The organism is Actinomycetes bacterium (genome assembly GCA_035506535.1).
Classification (GTDB): Bacteria; Actinomycetota; Actinomycetes; order DATJPE01; family DATJPE01; genus DATJPE01.
Genome location: DATJPE010000007.1, coordinates 1 through 19153, shown reverse-complemented (window position 1 = coordinate 19153; position 19153 = coordinate 1). Strand labels below are relative to the sequence as shown.

The window sequence follows — 19153 nt, the reverse complement described above, 5'->3', positions numbered from 1 at the left end:
CGCTACGGTGGCCGATGTGCCCGCCACCGGCGATCCGCCGCTCGAGGAGATGGTCGCGATCATCGACGACGCCGGGAGCGTCGTCGGCAGCGCCCCGCGGTCGCGGATGCGCGGGGAGAACCTGCCGCACCTGGTGGTTGCGGTCCTCGTTCGCGACCCCGCCGGGCGGGTGTACGTCCAGCGCCGTACCGACACCAAGGACGTCTTCCCCGGCTGCCACGACTGCTGGGTCGCGGGTTGCGTGAGCGCAGACGAGGACCCCGAGCACGCCGCGGTGCGCGAGCTCGGCGAGGAGCTGGGGATCACCGGGGTCGAGCTGCGACCGATGTTTCGCCAGTGGTACGCCGACCCGCACACCCGCCACCTCGCCCTGACCTGGACGGTCACCTGGGACGGCCCGGTGGTGCACCAGCCCGAGGAGGTCGCCTGGGGCGCGTGGATGAGCCTCGCGGAGCTGGAGCAGCGCATGGGTGACCCGGCCTGGCCGTTCGTCCCCGACGGCCGTGCCCTCTTCGAGACGTGGCGGGCTCAGGGCCAGGACTCGACGCTCCCGTAGGGGGTCTGCCAGGTCAGGCGGCCGTCGCCGTGGTTGGTCAGACGCCAGCCCGGCTCGTGGGTCTTCAGCCGGTGGTGGTGGCGGCACAACGCGGCGAGGTTGCACGCGCACGTGGGGCCGTCCGGCCACGGGATCGTGTGGTCGAGGTCGCAGTCGCTCGCCGACCGCACGCATCCGGGGTAGCGGCAGGTCTGGTCCCGGCGCCGCACCGCCCGCGCCAGCGACGCGGGAGGGACGTAGGGGTCGTCGCGACCGCCACCCGGGTGCTCGCCAGGACAGCCGGCCGGATCCTCGGTCTTGGTGCGCACCGACCCGCCGGTTCGCATGGCGAGGTCAGCCGTCGCCGCGAGCGTGGTCCACGGCACCGGCCCGAGAGGGTCGAGGGTGGCGGTGCCGTCCCGCTCCATGACCACGGTCAGCTGCACCGGCACCGGATCCGCCCCGGACCAGGCGTCCGTGGACATCAGGAGGTCGAAGAAGACCTGTGCCCGCAAGGCGTCGAGGCTCAGCGGCTCGCCGTCGAGGGGGGCCGAGTCGGCCCCTGCAACGGCCCCCTGCGCTGCGTCGCGCGCCTCGTGCAGCCGGCGCTGGGCCTCGCCGTCGATGCGTTCCCACCCGGCGGCCGCCTGCGACTCGGGCAGCCAGGCGCCCAGCCAGGACATCCCCGACCCGGCTCCGGGGGTCAGCTCCACGCAGGCGCCCGCCTCGGCGCGCTCGCGGGCGCGGCGCGTGGCGTCCGGATCGAGGCGCGCCACCGCCAGTCGCGTCCATCGCCGCAGCCGGCCCGGCGTCGCCTCGCCCCTCAGCGCCAGCGCGTCCCCCAGGCCCAGCTCGCCGATCTCGCTCGCCGACATCGTCGCGAGGTTCAGCGGCCTGCCTCGGCTCATCGCCGCGAGGAGGTGGTCCTCGACCGCGCCGGCGTGGACGGTGTCCAGCTCGGCCAGCTCGCACAACACCCCGCGCAGCCCCGCGATGGACACCAGCCCGGCGCCCAGCGCCGCCAGGAGCCTCGGGTACGCGCGCAGCCGTTCCGCCTCGTTGATCCTCAGCTCGGCGCTGCGCAGCGAGACCCCGAGGGCCAGAGCGAGATGGTCACCCACGAAGTCGGAGCCGAGGTGCCGGGCTCCCCCGTTGATCCAGTACGAGCCTTCGCGACGTGCCGCGAACTCCGCGATGAGGGCGTTCTGGCGCGCCTGGGCCTGGCGGATGGCCTGCTCGCCGAGCGCGAGCTGGCGGACCAGCTCGTCGTCGGTCAGGCCGGGCAGCCCTCGCTGCCAGGACGCGAAACCGCCGTTGGACTCCGGACCCGGCTCCCACTCCAGGGGTGCCGCGGCCACCTGAGCCCGCAGCGCCACCGCCACCGGGTCCTGCAGCTGGCTCTCGTCCAGCAGCTCCCCCGTCGGGTCCCAGTCGTCGACGTCGGTCTCCCACGACGGGAGCCACCCCTCCCGCACCGGCAGGTCGACCAGGGAGCGCGGCATACCCTGATCGTACACATGTTCGGATCTGCGCACCAGCGGTATGCACAGCCAGATCCCGGAGGATGGTGGAGGTCGCGTGGGGTGGGGGCGGATGGCGCCGCCCCCGGTGATCAGCGGAGCAGATCGGCCAGCCGCGCTGCGGCGCGCTTCGCACCATCGCGCTCGACGGGCTCGTAGTCGACGTCGCGGCCGATCTCGCTGGTGATCATGTCGGCGATCACGTCGACGTCCGCCGCTGCGTAGTCGAGGCGGCGGCCGGCACGGTAGCGCTCGAGCCGGAACGGGACGTGACGCTGCTGCTCGAAGTGGTGCTCGAGCGGGACGTACAGGAACGGACGGCGACACGCGGTCAGCTCCATCGTGGTGGTCAGACCGCCTTGGACGATGGCCAGGTCGCAGGCGGCGAGATGACGGTAGAGGTGGTGGACGTAGGGCTTCACCTCCAGGCCCTCGGCTCGCGGGATGGTCCCCGGGTCGATGCGGGGCCCCGCGACGACGATCATGCGCAGCCCAGGGATCCGGTCCTTCGCGGCCGGGAAGGCAGCCACCATCTGGCGCAGCAGCGGGGTTCCGACGCTGGTACCGCCGACGGTGACGATGCAGACCTGCTCGTCGTCGGGATAGCCGAGCTCGGCCCGCAGCGCGGCCCGGTCGCTGAGCGGTTCGGGGTCGAACCCGGTGACGTAGCCGACGAAGTCGAAGTGCTCGGTGGTCCAGTCCCGGATCAGCGGCAGTCCAGGGCCCAGCGCGTCGGGGACGATGTCGTCGGCGTTGCCGACGAACAGCGCCCGGTCTCGAACGCTGGGATGGCGGGCGATGTGCTCGACCATCTCGCGGTTGTAGTCGGCGGTCAGGACTGCCTCACGAGGCCCCCCGTCAGGCATGGGCAGCCAGCCGACGAAGTCGGTCAACCAGGCGAACGGAGTGCGCTTCTCCTGCGGGTTCTCGTGCAGGAAGTAGTCGATGTCCCAGCCCTCGTCCGCGATGCACAGGTCGTAGCGCGACTCCCTGAGGACGTCGAGGGTGACCATGAAGTTCGCGACCAGGATCTCGTCCATGCGACGGATGGCCTGGAAGCAGTGCAGGTCGTGCTCGCCGGACTCGGACTCGATGTGCCGCGACTCGCTCGCCAGGTGGCGGCTCGCCGGATGGACCCGCTCCCCCTCCAGCGCCAGCACATCGGAGACGGGACTCTGCGCCAGCCAGTCCACCTGCGCGTCCGGCACGCGAGTCCGCAGCTCCCGGACGATCGCGATGTCGCGACGCGCGTGGCCCAGCCCGATCGGCGAGGAGACGTACAACACTCGTGGACGCGAGCCCCCGGACGTCGATGCGCGCCGAGGCGTCACCCGGGCGAGGTCACCGGCGTCGGACGCGGGGCTGGCCACCTGCTCGACCAGGCGACGCAGCTCCAGGTTCACCTGGACCGGCTTGCGCGCGTGCGGGGCGTGGCTGCCGCCCGGGACCGTGACCAGGCGGCCCCGCGCCGCCCTCGCGAGGGCAACGGCATCCGCGTGCGAGGTGATCAGGTCGCGTGGCGCCGAGACGACCAGGACGGGGCAGCTGACCTTGCGGGCGAGCGCCAGCTGGTCACGTCGGGTCGACGGGGCCGCTCCCCGCCCGACGGCACTGGCGATCAAGGCTTCCACATCGGCCTCGTGCGCCCAGCCGATCCCATCCTCGATCTGCTTGGTGGAGTGCGGGACGGCCAGCATCCGACGAACGAACCAGTCCACGAAATCGCTGTAGTTGCTGCGCCAGTACGTGGCGTTGAACCGGCCCCACCACCTGGCCACGAGAGGCCGCCGGAACATGAAGCCGCTCAGCCACCGGTGATCCATGAGCCGCCAGCGAAGGCCGCCCCACTGGCTCGCTGGGAACCACGGGCCGATGAACGCGGCCGCCAGCACCCGGTCCCGATGCTCGGTCGCCAGCAGCAGCGCACGCTGCGCACCGCGAGAGAACGAGACGACGACGGCCCGATCGACACCGGCCGCGTCCAGCACCGCCAGGGCGTCAGCGGCGAACTCCGACTCGGCGTACGACCGGGGGTCCGTGGGGCGGTCGGACCTCCCGTTGCCCCGTGGGTCGAAGGTGACGACGCGGAAGTGCCTGGCCAGATACGGGATCTGCGACTTCCACGTCCGAGAGTGCAGCAGCGACCACGTCGGCAACAGCAGCACCGTGGGATCGCCACTGCCGTAACGCTCCCAGAAGACTGAGGTCCCGCCGCGATCGACGCGGCCGGTGGCATCCGGATACAGAGCCCGCGACTGCTCCCGGGCGGCGACTGGATCGGGCCGCGCCCCAACCACCCGCCGATGGTAGGCGGCGATGCAGCGGGCCCACCATAGGCCCGGGCCTACCGGTTCCAGGCCTACAGGTACTGGCCGGTGTTGGCGACGGTGTCGATCGAGCGACCGGCCTCGGTGCCCTGCTTGCCCTGGACGAGGGTCCGGATGAACACGATGCGCTCGCCCTTCTTGCCGGAGATGCGCGCCCAGTCGTCGGGGTTCGTCGTGTTCGGGAGGTCCTCGTTCTCCTTGAACTCATCGACGCAGGCTCGGAGCAGGTGGCTGATCCGGATCCCTCGCTGGTCGTGCTCGAGGAAGTCCTTGATGGCCATCTTCTTGGCCCTGCTGACGATGTTCTCGATCATCGCGCCGGAGTTGAAGTCCTTGAAGTACAGGGTCTCCTTGTCCCCGCCCGCGTAGGTGACCTCGAGGAAGCGGTTCTCCTCGCTCTCGGCGTACATCTGCTCCACCGCCCGCTGGACCATGGCGGCCGTCGTGGCGACCGGGTCCCCGCCGTGCTCGGACAGGTCGTCGGAGTGCAGCGGCAACGACGGCGTGAGGTACTTTCCGAAGATGTCCCTCGCCGCCTCGGCGTCGGGGCGCTCGATCTTGATCTTCACGTCGAGGCGTCCCGGGCGCAGGATGGCCGGGTCGATCATGTCCTCGCGGTTGGAGGCGCCGATGACGATGACGTTCTCCAGCCCCTCGACCCCGTCGATCTCGCTGAGCAGCTGCGGGACGATCGTGTTCTCGACGTCGGAGCTGACGCCCGAACCGCGGGTACGGAACAGGGAGTCCATCTCGTCGAAGAAGACGATGACCGGTGTCCCCTCCGACGCCTTCTCGCGCGCTCGCTGGAACACCAGCCGGATGTGCCGCTCGGTCTCGCCGACGTACTTGTTGAGCAGCTCAGGGCCCTTGATGTTGAGGAAGTAGGACTTGCCCTCGGGCTTGCCCGTGACCTCGGCGACCTTCTTCGCCAGCGAGTTCGCGACCGCCTTGGCGATGAGCGTCTTGCCGCAGCCTGGAGGGCCGTAGAGCAGGATGCCCTTCGGAGGCTTCAGCTCGTGCTCGCGGAACAGGTCCGCATGCAGGTACGGCAACTCGACGGCGTCGCGGATCTCCTCGATCTGGGAGGCCAGGCCGCCGATCGAGGAGTAGTCGATGTCGGGGACCTCCTCGAGGACGAGCTCCTCGACCTCGGACTTGGGGATGCGCTCGTAGACGTATCCGGAACGGGTCTCGAGCAGCAGGGAGTCACCGGCGCGGATCGGCTCGTCGACGAGGGTGTCGGCGAGGCGCACGACCCGCTCCTCGTCCGTGTGGCCGATGACGAGGGCCCGCTCGCCGTCGGCGAGGATCTCCTTGAGCATGACGACCTCGCCGATGCTCTCGAACTCCATCGCTCGGATGACGACCATCGCCTCGTTGAGCATGACCTCCTGGCCGCGGCGCAGGGAGTCCGCGTCGATCTCGGGGGTCAGCGCGACGCGCAGCTTGCGGCCGGCGGTGAAGATGTCCACCGTCCCGTCGTCGTGCGCGGCGAGGAACACGCCGAAACCCGACGGCGGCTGGGCGAGGCGGTCGACCTCCTCCTTGAGGCTGACGATCTGGTCGCGGGCCTCGCGCAGGGTCGCAGTGAGCCGCTGGTTCTGCGCCGTCGCGGCCGCGAGGTCGGACTGCATGCTGGCGAGTCGTTCCTCGAGGGCACGCAAGCGCGCCTCGGGTCGGGACTGGTCATCGAACGCCGACACGTCCACCACCTCCCAGGTCGTACGACTCGACCCTACCGGCGGGACGGTGGGGCGCTACCCCGGGTCCGCGGCGCGCCGTCGTCCCGACCTGCCTACGGATCGACCGCCTTCGGGGGTTCCTGTAGCCCGAACGGACGGTCAGTGCACGCGCTGGAGAGCGCGGCTGTCCGAGCCGGTCCGCACTCGCCATGTCTCGCTGAGGGCCCGGTCAGGGCAGCAGCGCGGGGTCCCCGGCGAGTACCCCTGCGCGCTCAGCTCGACCAGGTCGCCACGCAGGGCCAGGCGGCGCACGAGGAGGTCCTGCGCGGGGGTGACGAGCTCGCCGAGGAGGCGGGGGCGCCCGCCGCGGTCGAGGAGCACCTGTACGACCGAGGGAGGGCTGCCGGCGCCGGCGTCGCAGTGCGCGGCGATGACGGCGTCGGGACGCCCGTCACCGTCGAGGTCCGAGACGACGCGGGAGTCGACGACCGTGGCGACGCCACCGCCGCAGGACAGCGTCGGGACCACCCGGGCCCAGTCGATGCCTGCGGTCTGGTGCCCAGTCGTCGTGTCGAGGGGCTGCGTGGGGGCGGAGGAGTGCCCGCGCAGGACGACGACGAGCACGAAGGACACGACCGCGGCGACGGCGAGGGCGAGGACCACCGGCGTGAGCAGCGTGCGGGTCAGCGTCAGCAAGGGCGATCCAGTCGGGCGGCAGGTGTCCGTGTGCAGCCAGACGCTACCCGCTCGCGAGACGTCGACCCACCGACCCGCTCACGATGCGGACGCCTCATCCGGCCGGCGGCGTGGCCTCCTGTGCGGCCTTGGCCGGGCGGCGTCGGCGCGGCGGCGCCACGACCCCCTCGGCCAGTCGGCGGGCCGTGACGAGGAAGCCGGTGTGACCGACCATGGAGTGGTCGGGCCGCACCGCCAGCCCCTCGACATGCCAGGTGCGCACAAGGGTTTCCCAGGACCGCGGCTCGGTGAACCGCCCCCCCACGCGCAGTGTCTCGACGATGTTCGAGAGCTGGGTCGTCGTGGCGACATAGGTGCACACCACGCCTCCCGGCACGAGGGCGCCGGCCACGGCGTCCACGCACTCCCACGGCGCGAGCATGTCCAGGATCACCCGATCCACGTCGGTCACGTCGAGCGCCTGGACGAGGTCGCCGACGACCAGGCGCCAGGTGCTCGGCTCCTCGCCGAAGAACCGCCGCACGTTGGCACGAGCGATGTCCGCGAAGTCGGCGCGACGCTCGTAGGAGACGACCTGTCCTCCCTCTCCGACCGCGCGCAGCAGGGAGCAGGTCAGGGCGCCCGACCCGACGCCGGCCTCGACCACGAGGGCGCCGGGGAAGACGTCGGCGAGGCCGACGATCTGGGCGGCGTCCTTCGGATACACGACCGTCGCTCCCCTGGGCATCGAGAGCACGTAGTCGGAGAGAAGCGGACGGAAGGCGAGGTACGGCGTCCCGCCGGTCGTCGTCACCACCACGCCCTCGGGGCCGCCGATGAGCTCGTCGTGCGGGAAGGACCCGTGATGGGTGTGGAAGGCGCGCCCGGGCTCGAGGGTGAAGGTGTGGTGCCGGCCCTTGGGGTCGGTGAGCTGGACCTGGTCACCCGGGCGGAAGGGCCCGCTGCGGTGGGCCGCGCCGATCGTCACGGCGGCACAGCGTAGGCGCCGGCTCAGACCGAGGCGAAGGCGTTCTGCACGTCGGCGGTGGACAGCACGCCGTAGGGCCGCCCCTGGTCGTCCACGACGAGGTACTCGGTGGCCGGGTTGCCCTGCATCGCGGCGAGCAGGTCCTCGCCGGTGAGCGTCCAGGGCAGGACGAGCTGGGGGTCGACGCGCCGTGACACCTCGCCCGCGCTCACCCAGGGGCGGCGCTCGGGGGGCGTCGCGGCCACGGCAGCCTCGCTCACGATGGCCACCGGGCGGTCGTCGACGTCTACGACGATCGCGGCGCGGGCACCGGCCTCGGCGACCCGCCGCACCGCCTCGGCCACCGACATCGCGGCCGGGACCGGGACCGCTCGGCGCGCCAGCCCGCGCGCCGACAGCCCTGGCAGCCGCTGGCGGACCGAGGCGGACTGCAGGGCGGCGGTGGCCCCGCCCCAGACGAAGAACGCGATGAGCAGGGCCCAGGCGAGGTCGAAGGCGTCCACCGCGGCACCGGTGGTCGTGGCCAGGAGGGCCGGGACCAGCGCCACCAGGACGGCCAGGATCCGGCCCGCCCAGGCCGCGGCCACCGTCCCGCGGTACCAGCTGTTGGTCGCCTTCCAGAGCAGCGCGCGCAGGAGCTGGCCGCCGTCGAGCGGCAGACCGGGCAGCAGGTTGAAGACGCCCACGAGCAGGTTGGACGCGCCGACGGCGAGGGCCAGGATCTGCGGGACGCTGCCGGGCTGCAGGGCCCGCTCGACGGCGATACCGGCGACGCCGAGCAGGATCGAGAGCACCGGTCCCGCCGCGGAGACGAGGGCCTGCTGGCCGGGCCGCTGCTCCTCCCGGGCCATCTCGGTCATCCCGCCGAGCAGGCTGAGGGTGATCCGGCGCACCTCGAGGTGGAAGGCCTTCGCCGTCAGGGCGTGGCCGAGCTCGTGGATGAGCACGCTGGCGCAGAGGAAGACGGCGAAGAGAGCGGAGACGGCGTAGCGCCCGGAGCCCAGCGTCGGGGCGCGGGACTGCACCGCAGGGGCGAAGACCACCGTGATCAGGGCGGCGTAGATGAACCACGAGGAGGCCAGGAAGATCGGGATCCCGGCGATCTCGCCCAGGGGCAGCTCCCCAGGGCGGGCCCGCTCCCGATCGCGCCGTACGGCCACCCCATGATGCTAGAGCGCCAAGCCATGACTTCCCTGAGCCCAGCCTGTGCGTGGCGGGTCCGCGATGTCGGCGGCTCGGTCTAGCGTCGTTGCCATGACGGCCACCGACAGCGCGGTCACCGACAGCCCGGCGACCGACAGCGCGGTCACCGGCGTCGCCACCGTCGAGGCGGTCGAGGCCTCGCGGGTGCTGTCGCTGTCGCCGTCGCGCGCCGCGGACTTCATGGCCTGCCCGTTGCTCTACCGCTTCCGCGTCGTCGACCGGCTGCCGGAGCGACCGTCGGTCCCGGCGACGCGCGGGACCGTCGTGCACGCCGTCCTCGAACGACTGTTCGACCTGCCGGCTGCCGACCGGACCCCTGAGCGGGCCGCGGCGCTGCTCGAGCCGGAGTGGGAGCGGCTGCTCGCCGACGAGCCCGACCTCGCCCGCCTCTTCGAGGACGGCGAGACGGAGCTCTCCGGCTTCCTCGAGACCGCCGTCGGGCTGCTCGAGCGGTACTTCGCCCTGGAGGACCCCAGCCGGCTCGAGCCGGCGGAGCGAGAGCTGCTGGTCGAGACCGAGCTGGAGTCGGGGCTGCTGCTGCGCGGGTACGTCGACCGGCTCGACCGCAACGCCGAGGGCGCGATGCGTGTCGTCGACTACAAGACCGGCAAGGCGCCCACGCCCGGGTTCGAGGCCAAGGCGATGTTCCAGATGCGCTTCTACGCCTTGGTGCTCTGGCGCATCCACGGTCGGGTCCCGCGGCTGCTCCAGCTGCTCTACCTCGGTTCCGGGGAGGTGCTGCGCTACGAGCCGGACGAGGCGGACCTGCTGGCCACCGAGCGCAAGCTGCACGCCCTGTGGACGGCGATCCGCCGCGCCGCCGACACCGGCGACTGGCGGCCCAACCCGAGCCGTCTGTGCGACTGGTGCGACCACCGCCCGCTCTGCCCCGCGCACGGAGGGACTCCGCCTCCGCTGCCCACGGCCCCGCTGCCGGCCGTCCCGGTTCGCGAGGCCGGCGAGACTGACGCGGACCGGCCGTCGCCACGTACGCCGTGCGACGAGGTCTGAAGGGCCGAGCCGGCCGGGAACCGAGAGGTGGAAGCGCTCTCGGGTTCCGTAGGGTGGTCTTTGCACTCCCCCTGTCGCCCAGCCTCGGAGAAGCGTCGTGCCTGACTCCACCGACCTCGCCGTCACCGCCATCGGGGTACGCAAGGTCTACGGCGAGGGGGACACCCGCGTGGTCGCCCTGGACGGCGTGGACGCCGAGTTCCAGCGCGGCGGGTACACCGCGATCATGGGCCCCTCGGGGTCCGGGAAGTCCACCCTCATGCACTGCCTGGCCGGTCTGGACAGCGTGACCGAGGGCGTTGTGCACGTCGGCGACGTGGACATCACCGCCCTCGACGACAACCGGCTGACCCAACTGCGGCGGGAGCGCGTGGGATTCGTGTTCCAGGCCTACAACCTGGTCCCCACCCTCACCGCGCTCGAGAACATCACCCTCCCGCTGGACATCGCGGGCAGGAAGCCCGACCAGGAGTGGCTCGACAAGGTGATCGACACCATCGGACTGCGCGACCGTCTCGATCATCGGCCGTCGCAGCTCTCCGGTGGCCAGCAGCAGCGGGTGGCGTGCGCGCGGGCGCTCGCCTCCCGGCCTGACGTCGTGTTCGCCGACGAGCCCACCGGCAACCTCGACTCCCGCGCAGGGGCCGAGGTGCTGGGATTCCTGCGCGCCAGCGTGACCGACTTCGGCCAGACGGTGGTCATGGTCACGCACGACCCGATGGCGGCCTCCTTTGCCGACCGGGTGCTCTTCCTCGCCGACGGCAAGATCGTCGACGAGATGGCCGACCCCACCGGGGACCGCGTCCTCGAGCGGATGAAGCGCTTCGACGTCGCCGGACGGACCGCCTGATGCTGCGGCTCACGCTGCGCAACCTCGGTGCGCACAAGGTCCGCCTGCTGCTGTCCGGTCTGGCCATCGTCATCGGCGTGGCCTTCGTCGCCGGCACGTACGTGTTCACCGACACGCTGAACAAGACGTTCAAGGACCTGTTCTCCTCGACGGTCTCCGACGTCGAGATCTCCCCCGCCGTCTCGGCCGACTCCAACGGGTTGTCCATCCCGACGATCCCCGCCAGCGTCTTGGCGACCGTGCGGGCGGTCCCCGGCGTCGCCAGGGCCGAGGGGTCCGTGGTCACGCAGAACGTCGTCCTCATCGGCCCGGACGGCAAGGCGGTCACGACCGGGGGTGCCCCGACGCTGGCAGCGACGTGGAGCGACGACCACGCGCTGTCGCCCTACCGCATCGTGTCGGGCCGGGGCCCCACGAGCGCCGGCGAGATCGCGGTGGACTCCCAGACGGCGGCCAAGCACGACATCAAGATCGGGGACACAATCCACCTGCTGACGGTCGGGCCGCGCGAGACGGCCAAGGTCACCGGGATCTTCCGGTTCGGCCAGAGCGGCGGCCTGGCCGGGGCGACGCTCGTCGCCCTCGACCTCAAGACCGCTCAGCAGGTCCTCATCGGCGGGAAGGACGCCTTCACGGGGATCAGCGTCAAGTCTGCGCCGGGAGTCTCCCAGGCCGTCCTGGCGCAGCGCGTACGGACGGCGATCGACGACAGCAGCATCAAGGTCCAGACGGGCAAGCAGGCGGCTGCCGAGCAGGCGACCGACATCCAGAACGGGCTGCGGTTCGTCAACATCTTCCTGCTCGTGTTCGCCGGCGTCGCCCTGTTCGTCGGGACGTTCATCATCCTCATCACGTTCTCGATGCTCGTGGCCCAGCGGACCCGGGAGCTGGCCCTGCTGCGCGCGCTGGGTGCCAGCCGACGCCAGATCACCCGCTCGGTGGTGTTCGAGGCGTTCGCGGTGGGACTCGTCGGTGCGACCATCGGCCTGCTCGGTGGGATCCTGCTCGCCCTCGGCCTCAAGGGGCTCTTCCGGCTCTTCGGTGTCGACTTCGAGACCGGGACGCTGGTGATCCTGCCGCGCACCGTGATCGTGGCCTACCTCGTCGGTGTCGTGGTCACGGTCGCGGTCGCGTGGTTCCCGGCCAGGCGCGCGGCGAAGATCCCGCCCGTCGCCGCGATGCGCGACGACGTCACGTTGCCGACCCGCTCGCTGCACGTGCGCTTCGTCGTCGGCGCCATCCTCGCCGGTCTGGGTGTGGTCGCGCTGGCGTCCGGCCTGGTCGGCGTCGGGTCAGCCGGCCAGACGGCGTCGCTGGTCGGGCTGGGGGCATTCCTGGTCTTCGTCGGCGTCGCGGTCCTCTCCCCCGCGATCTGCCGCCCGGTGGTCGCCGTGATCGGCTGGCCGGTCCGCCGGCTGTTCGGGGCGACCGGCACCCTCGCAGTGCAGAACGCTCAGCGCGACCGGCGACGTACCGCGTCGACCGCCTCGGCGCTCATGATCGGGATGGCCCTGGTGGCCGCCTTCGGGACGCTCGGCGCGAGCACGACGGCATCGACCGACGCCTCGATCGACCAGTTCATCGGCGCCGACGTCATCGTGTACTCCCAGACGTTCACCCCCTTCAGCGCCGAGGTCGCCCAGCGCGTCCAGCAGGTCCCAGGGGTCAAGGCGGTGTCGCCGCTGCGGTTCGTCAACGGCAAGGTCGACGGCAGCTCGCAGCAGATCGTCGGAGTGGACCCGGCGACGGCGGCGCAGGCGTTCAACCTGGACCTGCAGGGCGGGTCGCTCAAGGACCTGCCCAGCGGGTTGGCTCTGGACAAGCAGACGGCCCAGGACAAGGGATACAAGCTCGGGCAGACGTTCACCGTGAAGATCCCCACGGGGACCGCACAGCTGCCGCTCGTCACCCTCTACAAGGGCGTCAAGGGCGCGTTCTCCGGCTGGGTCACGTCCAACGCGGAGCTGGAGCGGCTCGGCGCCCTGCCGCAGGACTCCCAGCTCTACGTCATCGCCTACGACAGCGCCAACGGCGCCAAGGTCGCCGACGACATCGGCAAGGCACTGGCCAGCGACTACCCGAACCTCAAGGTGCAGGACCGCAGCGCCTACAAGCAGTCGATCCGGGACCAGGTGAACAAGCTGCTGGCGCTCATCTACGCGCTGCTGGCGCTCGCCGTCATCATCGCGATCCTCGGCATCATCAACACGCTGGCGCTCAGCGTCGTGGAGCGCACGCGCGAGATCGGCCTGCTCCGTGCGGTCGGGACAACCCGCAAGCAGATGCGCCGGATGATCCGGCTGGAGTCGGTGGTGATCGCGATCTACGGCGCGCTGCTCGGGATCGTCCTCGGGGTCGCCTATGGCGCGGCGCTGCAGCACGCGGTGCGCTCCCAGGGGATCAGCGAGCTGTCGATCCCGTACGGGCTGCTGGCCGTCTTCGTCGTCCTCTCTGGCTTCGTTGGCGTGCTGGCGGCCGTGGTCCCGGCCCGCCGGGCGGCCAAGCTCGACGTCCTGAAGGCGATCGCGACGGAGTAGCGCTCAGGCGATCGCCGCCAGCGTGTGGAGGTCCAGTCCGTCCAGGGTCGGAACGATCACGCGACCGGGTGCCGGCTCCAGCGGCACGATGTGCGGGATGCCGACGACCCGGCAGCCGGCGGCGGCGGCCGACTCGAGTCCGGGCGGGCTGTCCTCCAGCGCGATGCAGTCCTCGGGTCGCACGCCCAGGCGGGCCGCGGCCGTGAGGTACGGCTCCGGGTGCGGCTTGCCGTGGGTGACCACGTCCCCCGTGACCAGCGTGGAGAAGGATCCCTCGGGCAGCGCCTGGACCACGGCGGCAGCGAGCTCGACGTACGACATGGTCACCAGGGCGCACGGGATGTCCGCCGCGGCGAGCTCCTCGAGCAGCTCGCGGGCACCGGGCTGCCACGGCACGTCCTGGACGACGGCGCGGGTGACGTGCTCGACCAGGCGGGCGACGATCGCCTCGTCGGGCAGGTCGACGCTGCCCCGCTCGCGGATCACGCGGGCGGAGATGAGCAGCGGGTTGCCGACGAGCGAGGCACCATCCGCGTCGGTCCACGTGCCGCCGAACTCGGCGACGAGCGCGTGCTCGGCGGCCATCCAGTACGGCTCGGTGTCGACGAGCGTGCCGTCCATGTCCCAGAGGACCGCGGCGGGCAACCGGCCGCCGCGGGAGTCACGAGGAGTCATACGTTGAAGTACTTCGCCTCAGGGTGGTGCACGACGATCGCGTCCGTCGACTGCTCGGGGTGCAGCTGGAACTCCTCGGAGAGCGCGACGCCGATGCGCTCGGGTCGCAGCAGCTCGACGATCTTGGCGCGGTCCTCGAGGTCGGGGCAGGCGCCGTAGCCGAGGGAGAAGCGGGCGCCCCGGTAGCCGAGAGCCAGCAGGTCGGCCAGCTCGTCGGAGTCCTCGCCGGCGAACCCGAGCTCGGCCCGGACCCTCGCGTGCCAGTACTCGGCGAGGGCCTCAGCGAGCTGTACCGACAGTCCGTGCAGCTCCAGGTAGTCGCGGTAGGCGTTCGCCGCGAACAGCTCCGCGGTAGCCTCCGAGATGCGTGCCCCCACGGTCGCGATCTGGAAGGCCACGACGTCGAGCTCGCCCGCCTCGCGCGGACGGAAGAAGTCGGCGAGGCACAGGTGCCGGTCGCGGGTCTGGCGCGGGAAGGTGAAGCGGCACCGTTCGCTGCCCCCGTCGTCGGTGAGGACGACCAGGTCGTCGCCCTCGCTGACGCACGGGAAGTAGCCGTAGACCACCGCAGGCTCCACCAGGCCCTCGGTCTTCACGTGGTCCAGCCAGTGCCGCAGCCGTGGCTGACCCTCGGCCTCGAGCAGCTCCTGCAGCGAGATCCCGCCTCCCCTGGCGGGCTTCAGGCCCCACTGCCCCAGGAAGAGGGCCCGCTCGTCGAGGAAGGCCGTGAGGTCGGCCAGCGCGATGCCCTTGACGACCCGGTCGCCCCAGAACGGGGGCGTGGGCAGCGGGTTGGTGACGGACACGTCCGAGCGGGCCGGCATGGCCTCGGGCTCGGTCGCCCGAGGACGTACGGCGACCCGGCGCTGACGCAGGGCCGGCAGCTCGACGGCTTCGCCGCGCGCGCGAGCGACCAGCGCGTCCATGAGCCGCAAGCCCTCGAACGCGTCCCGTGCGTAACGGACCTCGCCCGCGTAGATCTCGGCGAGGTCCTGCTCGACGTAGGAGCGGGTCAGCGCGGCCCCGCCGAGGATCACCGGCCACCTCGCGGCGACCCCGCGCTGGTTGATCTCCTCGAGGTTCTCCTTCATCACCACCGTGGACTTCACGAGCAAGCCGGACATGCCGATGACGTCGGCCTGGTGCTCCTCGGCGGCCTCGAGGATCGCGTTGATCGGTTGCTTGATGCCCAGGTTGACGACGGTGAAGCCGTTGTTGGTGAGGATGATGTCGACGAGGTTCTTGCCGATGTCGTGGACGTCGCCGCGGACCGTCGCGAGCACGATCGTCCCCTTGCCGTCGCCGTCGACCCGGTCCATGTGCGGTTCGAGGTAGGACACGGCGGCCTTCATGACCTCCGCGCTCTGTAGCACGAAGGGCAGCTGCATCTGGCCCGAGCCGAACAGGTCGCCGACCGTCTTCATGCCGGCGAGCAGGGTGTCGTTGACGATCTCCAGGGCGGAGCGCTGCTCCAGGGCCGCGTCGAGGTCGGCCTCGAGACCCGGCCGCTCCCCGTCGACGATGCGACGTTCGAGGCGTTCGAAGAGCGGCAGCGCGGCCAGCTCCTCGGCGCGAGACATCCCGCCTCCCTGCTGCTGCACGCCCTCGAAGAGCTCGAGGAAGCGCTGCAGCGGGTCGTAGTCCTCGCGTCGCCGGTCGTGCACGAGGTCGAGGGCGACCTGGTACTGCTCCTCGGGGATCCGCGCGATCGGGAGGATCTTCGACGGGTGCACGATCGCGGAGTCCAGCCCGGCCTTGACCGCCTCGGCGAGGAACACCGAGTTCAGCACCTGGCGGGCGGCGGGGTTGAGGCCGAAGGAGACGTTGGACAGCCCGAGGGTGGTCTGGACCTCGGGGTAGCGCCGCTTGACCTCCTCGATCGCCGCGATCGTCTCGACGGCGTCGCGGCGGGTCTCCTCCTGGCCGGTGGCGATGGGGAAGGTCAGGCAGTCGACGATGACGTCCTCGGGCCGCAGGCCCCAGCGCTGGGTCAGGTCGTCGATCAGCCGGCTCGCCACGCGGACCTTCCACTCCGCGGTCCGGGCCTGGCCCTCCTCGTCGATGGTGAGCGCGATCACGGCGGCGCCGTGCTCCTTGACCAGCGGCATGATCTTGCTCATGCGGCTGCCCGGGCCGTCGCCGTCCTCGTAGTTCACCGAGTTGACGACCGCCCGCCCGCCGAGGAGCTCCAGCCCCGCCTCGAGCACGGCCGGCTCGGTCGAGTCGAGGACGACCGGCAGCGTGCTCGCGGTCGCCAGGCGTCCCGCCAGCTCGCGCATGTCGGCGACGCCGTCGCGGCCGACGTAGTCGACGCAGAGGTCCAGCAGGTGGGCGCCTTCGCGGGTCTGCTCGCGGGCGATCTCGATGCAGCGGTCCCAGCGCTCCTCCAGCATCGCCTCGCGGAAGGCCTTCGAACCGTTGGCGTTGGTCCGCTCCCCGATCGCCAGGTAGGCGGTGTCCTGGCGGAACGGCACGCTGACGTAGAGCGAGGCCGCTCCGGGCTCGGGCCGCGGGCGGCGTACCGCGACCTCCCGGCCGCGCACCCGGTCGACGACGTGGCGCAGGTGCTCCGGGGTCGTGCCGCAGCAGCCGCCGACGAGGGAGAGGCCGAACTCTCGGGTGAACCGGTCGTGCGCGTCGGCCAGCTCGCGGGGCGTCAGCGGGTAGTGGGCGCCCTCCGCGCCCAGGACCGGCAGCCCGGCGTTCGGCATGCAGGCGAGCCCGATCCGGGCGTGACGGGCGAGGTGGCGCAGGTGCTCGCTCATCTCCGCCGGCCCGGTGGCGCAGTTCAGCCCGATGAGGTCGACTCCGAGCGGCTCGAGGGCGGTCAGCGCCGCGCCGATCTCCGACCCGAGGAGCAGGGTCCCGGTCGTCTCGACGGTCACGTTGACGAAGACGGGTACGTCGCCGGCATCCGCCTCGCGCAGGGCGCGCTTGGCCCCCACGACGGCCGCCTTTGCCTGGAGCAGGTCCTGGGCGGTCTCGACGAGCACGGCGTCGACGCCGCCGGCGACGAGCCCGGCCACCTGCTCGGCGTAGGCGTCCCGCAGGGCGGCGTACGGCACGTGCCCCAACGTCGGCAGCTTGGTGCCCGGCCCGACGGACCCGATGACCCAGCGCGGGTGGTGCGGCGTGGACCACGCGTCGGCGGCCTCCCGTGCGATCCGCGCGCCAGCCTCGGCGAGCTCGAAGATGCGCTCGCTGATGCCGTACTCGCCGAGGTTGGCGAGGTTCGCCCCGAACGTGTTCGTCTCGACGCAGTCGACGCCGACCTCGAAGTACTCGTCGTGGACGCTGCGGACGATGTCCGGCCGGGTGACGTTGAGGACCTCGTTGCAGCCCTCGTGCCCCTCGAAGTCCTCCAGCGTGGGTGCCTTGGCCTGCAGCATGGTGCCCATGGCGCCGTCGGCCACGACCACTCGCTCGGCGAGGGCCTGGCGCAAGGCGTGGGAACGCGGGTTCGTGCTCATCGGAACCCAAGGGTATCGACCGACGTAGGCTAAGCAGGCCTGCCGAGTGATCGGCCACCCATCCGGAGGTGCTTGTTCTTGATCGAGCTCGACCGCCTGCCCGAGCTCAACGGTCCCGTGCTCATCGCGGCGTTCGAGGGCTGGAACGACGCCGGCGAGGCGGCGACGGGCGCGGTGGAGCACCTCGAGGACGTCTGGCGCGCCGAGCAGGTGGCCGAGCTGGACCCTGAGGAGTACTACGACTTCCAGGTCAACCGCCCCGACGTCGGCCTCGACCCGGACGGTCACCGCTACATCACCTGGCCGTCGACGCGGATCTCGGTGTGTCGCGTGCCCGAGCCGGCACGGGACATGGTGATCGTCCGTGGCATCGAGCCGAGCATGCGCTGGCGTGCATACTGCGAGGAGCTTCTGACGCTGTGTCACGAGCTCGGCGTCGAGCTCGTGGTGACCCTCGGTGCGCTCCTCGCGGACACACCGCACACCCGCCCGGTCCCGGTGAGCGGTACGTCCTCCGACCCGGGCCTCATCGCCTCGCTGGGCGTCGAGGCGTCGAGGTACGAGGGCCCCACCGGCATCGTGGGGATCCTGCAGGACGCCTGCCAGCGGGCCGGCATCCCGGCCATGTCGGTCTGGGCCGCGGTGCCCCACTACGTCGCCCAGCCGCCCTGCCCCAAGGCCACGCTCGCGCTCCTGCACAAGGTCGAGGACCTGCTGGACCTCTCGGTCCCGATGGGTGAGCTGCCGGAGGAGGCCCGCGCCTGGGAACGCGGCGTCGACGAGCTGGCCGCCGACGACGACGAGGTGGCCGACTACGTCCGCACGCTCGAGGAGGCGCGGGACACCGCGGAGCTCCCCGAGGCCTCCGGCGAGGCCATCGCCAAGGAGTTCGAGCGCTACCTGCGCCGTCGCGGCAACGAAGGGGAACCACGTACCCGCTGAGGCTGCCTGCTCGGTCTCGGTCGCTCGGTGTCAGTCGGCTCGGTGTCAGTCGGCGATGAGCTCGCCCCGGGCCTGGTGGATGGGGACGTCGAGGGGGGCGCTGACCTGAGTCACCGCGGGTCCCGTGATGTCGAAGGGACCCAGCCCGTCGACGGTGAACGTCCCCGTCCACGTGGTCGTCACGCGGACGGTGCGGTCGTCGGAGGTGGCGTAGGTGTGTGTCACGTCGAGGTCCGGGTACGCCCCGCCGGGCTTGGTGAACCGCTGCGGCCGACCGTCGTCGAAGTCCCACGTCCAGGTGGCCGACACGTCGAGGGAGACGCTGAACCCCGCCAGGTCGAACGTCGGGTGCGCGAGCGTCCCCGCCTGACCGGCCGCGAAGACCACCGGCACGTTGACCAGTCCCCCGGTCCTGGGCTGGAAGCTCGGATGCTGTTTGGGCAGCAGGTCGATGAACCGGTCGCGCACCCTCGGCGTTATCTCACCGACCGTCCGTGGCGCCCCCGGTGTGAAGCACGCCGATCCCACGTTCTCCCAGTCCCCGGTCCCCACCCTCCGCCAGATGTAGAGCCGCACAGCACCTGGCGGGCAGAGAACTGTTGCCCCCATGCAGGAGTTGACAGAGCCTGCCTGGGCTCCGCCGCAGGCTGGCGATAGCGCCCAGGCACAGTCCGTGCAGTCAGACACCGATCTCCGATCGCGCCCCGCATAGCCCGCTCTCGGGATCAGGAGGGCGCC

General features: G+C 71.5%; 13 protein-coding genes and 1 pseudogene. 5 read left to right on the top strand and 9 right to left on the bottom strand.

All coding sequences use genetic code 11. From position 1 onward, the window contains the following. Positions 1 to 16: 16 nt before the first annotated feature. The gene (locus tag VMI11_01300; protein ID HTY71043.1) at positions 17 to 556 is read left to right on the top strand and encodes an NUDIX domain-containing protein; all 540 of its coding nucleotides are present in this window, start codon (positions 17 to 19) and stop codon (positions 554 to 556) included. Here the strand turns inward: VMI11_01300 and VMI11_01295 are convergent. From VMI11_01295 to VMI11_01270, 6 genes and pseudogenes are all read right to left on the bottom strand, one after another. Beyond that, positions 529 to 2037: a DUF222 domain-containing protein gene (locus VMI11_01295; GenBank protein ID HTY71042.1), complete on the bottom strand. Its 1509-nt coding sequence runs from the start codon at positions 2035 to 2037 to the stop codon at positions 529 to 531. The genes VMI11_01300 and VMI11_01295 overlap by 28 nt on opposite strands. A gap of 110 nt (positions 2038 to 2147) precedes the next feature. Continuing rightward, positions 2148 to 4352 carry an alpha/beta fold hydrolase gene (locus VMI11_01290; protein ID HTY71041.1) on the bottom strand — a complete coding sequence of 735 codons (2205 nt, stop codon included), beginning with the start codon at positions 4350 to 4352 and terminating at the stop codon, positions 2148 to 2150. Between the two features lie 62 nt (positions 4353 to 4414). Continuing rightward, positions 4415 to 6043 (bottom strand): annotated as a pseudogene (gene arc / locus VMI11_01285) (proteasome ATPase). A gap of 180 nt (positions 6044 to 6223) precedes the next feature. Continuing rightward, the gene (locus VMI11_01280; GenBank protein HTY71040.1) at positions 6224 to 6760 is read right to left on the bottom strand and encodes a hypothetical protein; all 537 of its coding nucleotides are present in this window, start codon (positions 6758 to 6760) and stop codon (positions 6224 to 6226) included. A 94-nt stretch (positions 6761 to 6854) separates the two neighbouring features. Continuing rightward, positions 6855 to 7727 (bottom strand): tRNA (adenine-N1)-methyltransferase, encoded by an 873-nt coding sequence (locus tag VMI11_01275; GenBank protein HTY71039.1) that lies wholly within the window; start codon positions 7725 to 7727, stop codon positions 6855 to 6857. Positions 7728 to 7750: 23 nt separating this feature from the next. Next, on the bottom strand, positions 7751 to 8887 hold the full coding sequence (locus tag VMI11_01270) for a site-2 protease family protein (GenBank protein HTY71038.1): 1137 nt from the start codon (positions 8885 to 8887) through the stop codon (positions 7751 to 7753). 94 nt (positions 8888 to 8981) lie between these two features. Here VMI11_01270 and VMI11_01265 point away from each other — a divergent pair, with 94 nt between their 5' ends. From VMI11_01265 to VMI11_01255, 3 genes are all read left to right on the top strand, one after another. After that, a complete protein-coding gene (locus tag VMI11_01265; GenBank protein HTY71037.1) occupies positions 8982 to 9941 on the top strand; it encodes a PD-(D/E)XK nuclease family protein in 960 nt (319 codons plus the stop codon). Positions 9942 to 10038: 97 nt separating this feature from the next. Then, positions 10039 to 10791, top strand: a complete 753-nt coding sequence (locus VMI11_01260) for an ABC transporter ATP-binding protein (GenBank protein HTY71036.1) — start codon at positions 10039 to 10041, stop codon at positions 10789 to 10791. After that, the gene (locus VMI11_01255; GenBank protein HTY71035.1) at positions 10791 to 13328 is read left to right on the top strand and encodes an FtsX-like permease family protein; all 2538 of its coding nucleotides are present in this window, start codon (positions 10791 to 10793) and stop codon (positions 13326 to 13328) included. The genes VMI11_01260 and VMI11_01255 overlap by 1 nt, the downstream gene beginning before the upstream one ends. Before the next feature lie 3 nt (positions 13329 to 13331). Here the strand turns inward: VMI11_01255 and VMI11_01250 are convergent, their stop codons facing one another. Then, complete coding sequence (locus VMI11_01250; protein HTY71034.1) at positions 13332 to 14003, bottom strand: HAD family phosphatase; 672 nt, start codon at positions 14001 to 14003, stop codon at positions 13332 to 13334. Then, positions 14000 to 17473 (bottom strand): methionine synthase, encoded by a 3474-nt coding sequence (gene metH / locus VMI11_01245; GenBank protein ID HTY71033.1) that lies wholly within the window; start codon positions 17471 to 17473, stop codon positions 14000 to 14002. The genes VMI11_01250 and metH overlap by 4 nt, the downstream gene beginning before the upstream one ends. Before the next feature lie 78 nt (positions 17474 to 17551). Here metH and VMI11_01240 point away from each other — a divergent pair, with 78 nt between their 5' ends. Then, positions 17552 to 18415 (top strand): PAC2 family protein, encoded by an 864-nt coding sequence (locus VMI11_01240; GenBank protein ID HTY71032.1) that lies wholly within the window; start codon positions 17552 to 17554, stop codon positions 18413 to 18415. A gap of 45 nt (positions 18416 to 18460) precedes the next feature. Here VMI11_01240 and VMI11_01235 read toward each other — a convergent pair whose 3' ends face one another. After that, entirely contained in the window at positions 18461 to 18883 is a 423-nt protein-coding gene (locus VMI11_01235; protein HTY71031.1) for a hypothetical protein, read from the bottom strand. Positions 18884 to 19153: the final 270 nt, after the last annotated feature.

Excerpts from the sequence above, each read along its gene's own strand:
- VMI11_01295 (HTY71042.1), bottom strand. The coding sequence starts at position 2,037 with ATGCCGCGCTCCCTGGTCGACCTGCCGGTGCGGGAGGGGTGGCTCCCG.
- VMI11_01265 (HTY71037.1), top strand. The coding sequence starts at position 8,982 with ATGACGGCCACCGACAGCGCGGTCACCGACAGCCCGGCGACCGACAGC.
- VMI11_01255 (HTY71035.1), top strand. The coding sequence starts at position 10,791 with ATGCTGCGGCTCACGCTGCGCAACCTCGGTGCGCACAAGGTCCGCCTG.
- VMI11_01250 (HTY71034.1), bottom strand. The coding sequence starts at position 14,003 with ATGACTCCTCGTGACTCCCGCGGCGGCCGGTTGCCCGCCGCGGTCCTC.
- metH (HTY71033.1), bottom strand. The coding sequence starts at position 17,473 with ATGAGCACGAACCCGCGTTCCCACGCCTTGCGCCAGGCCCTCGCCGAG.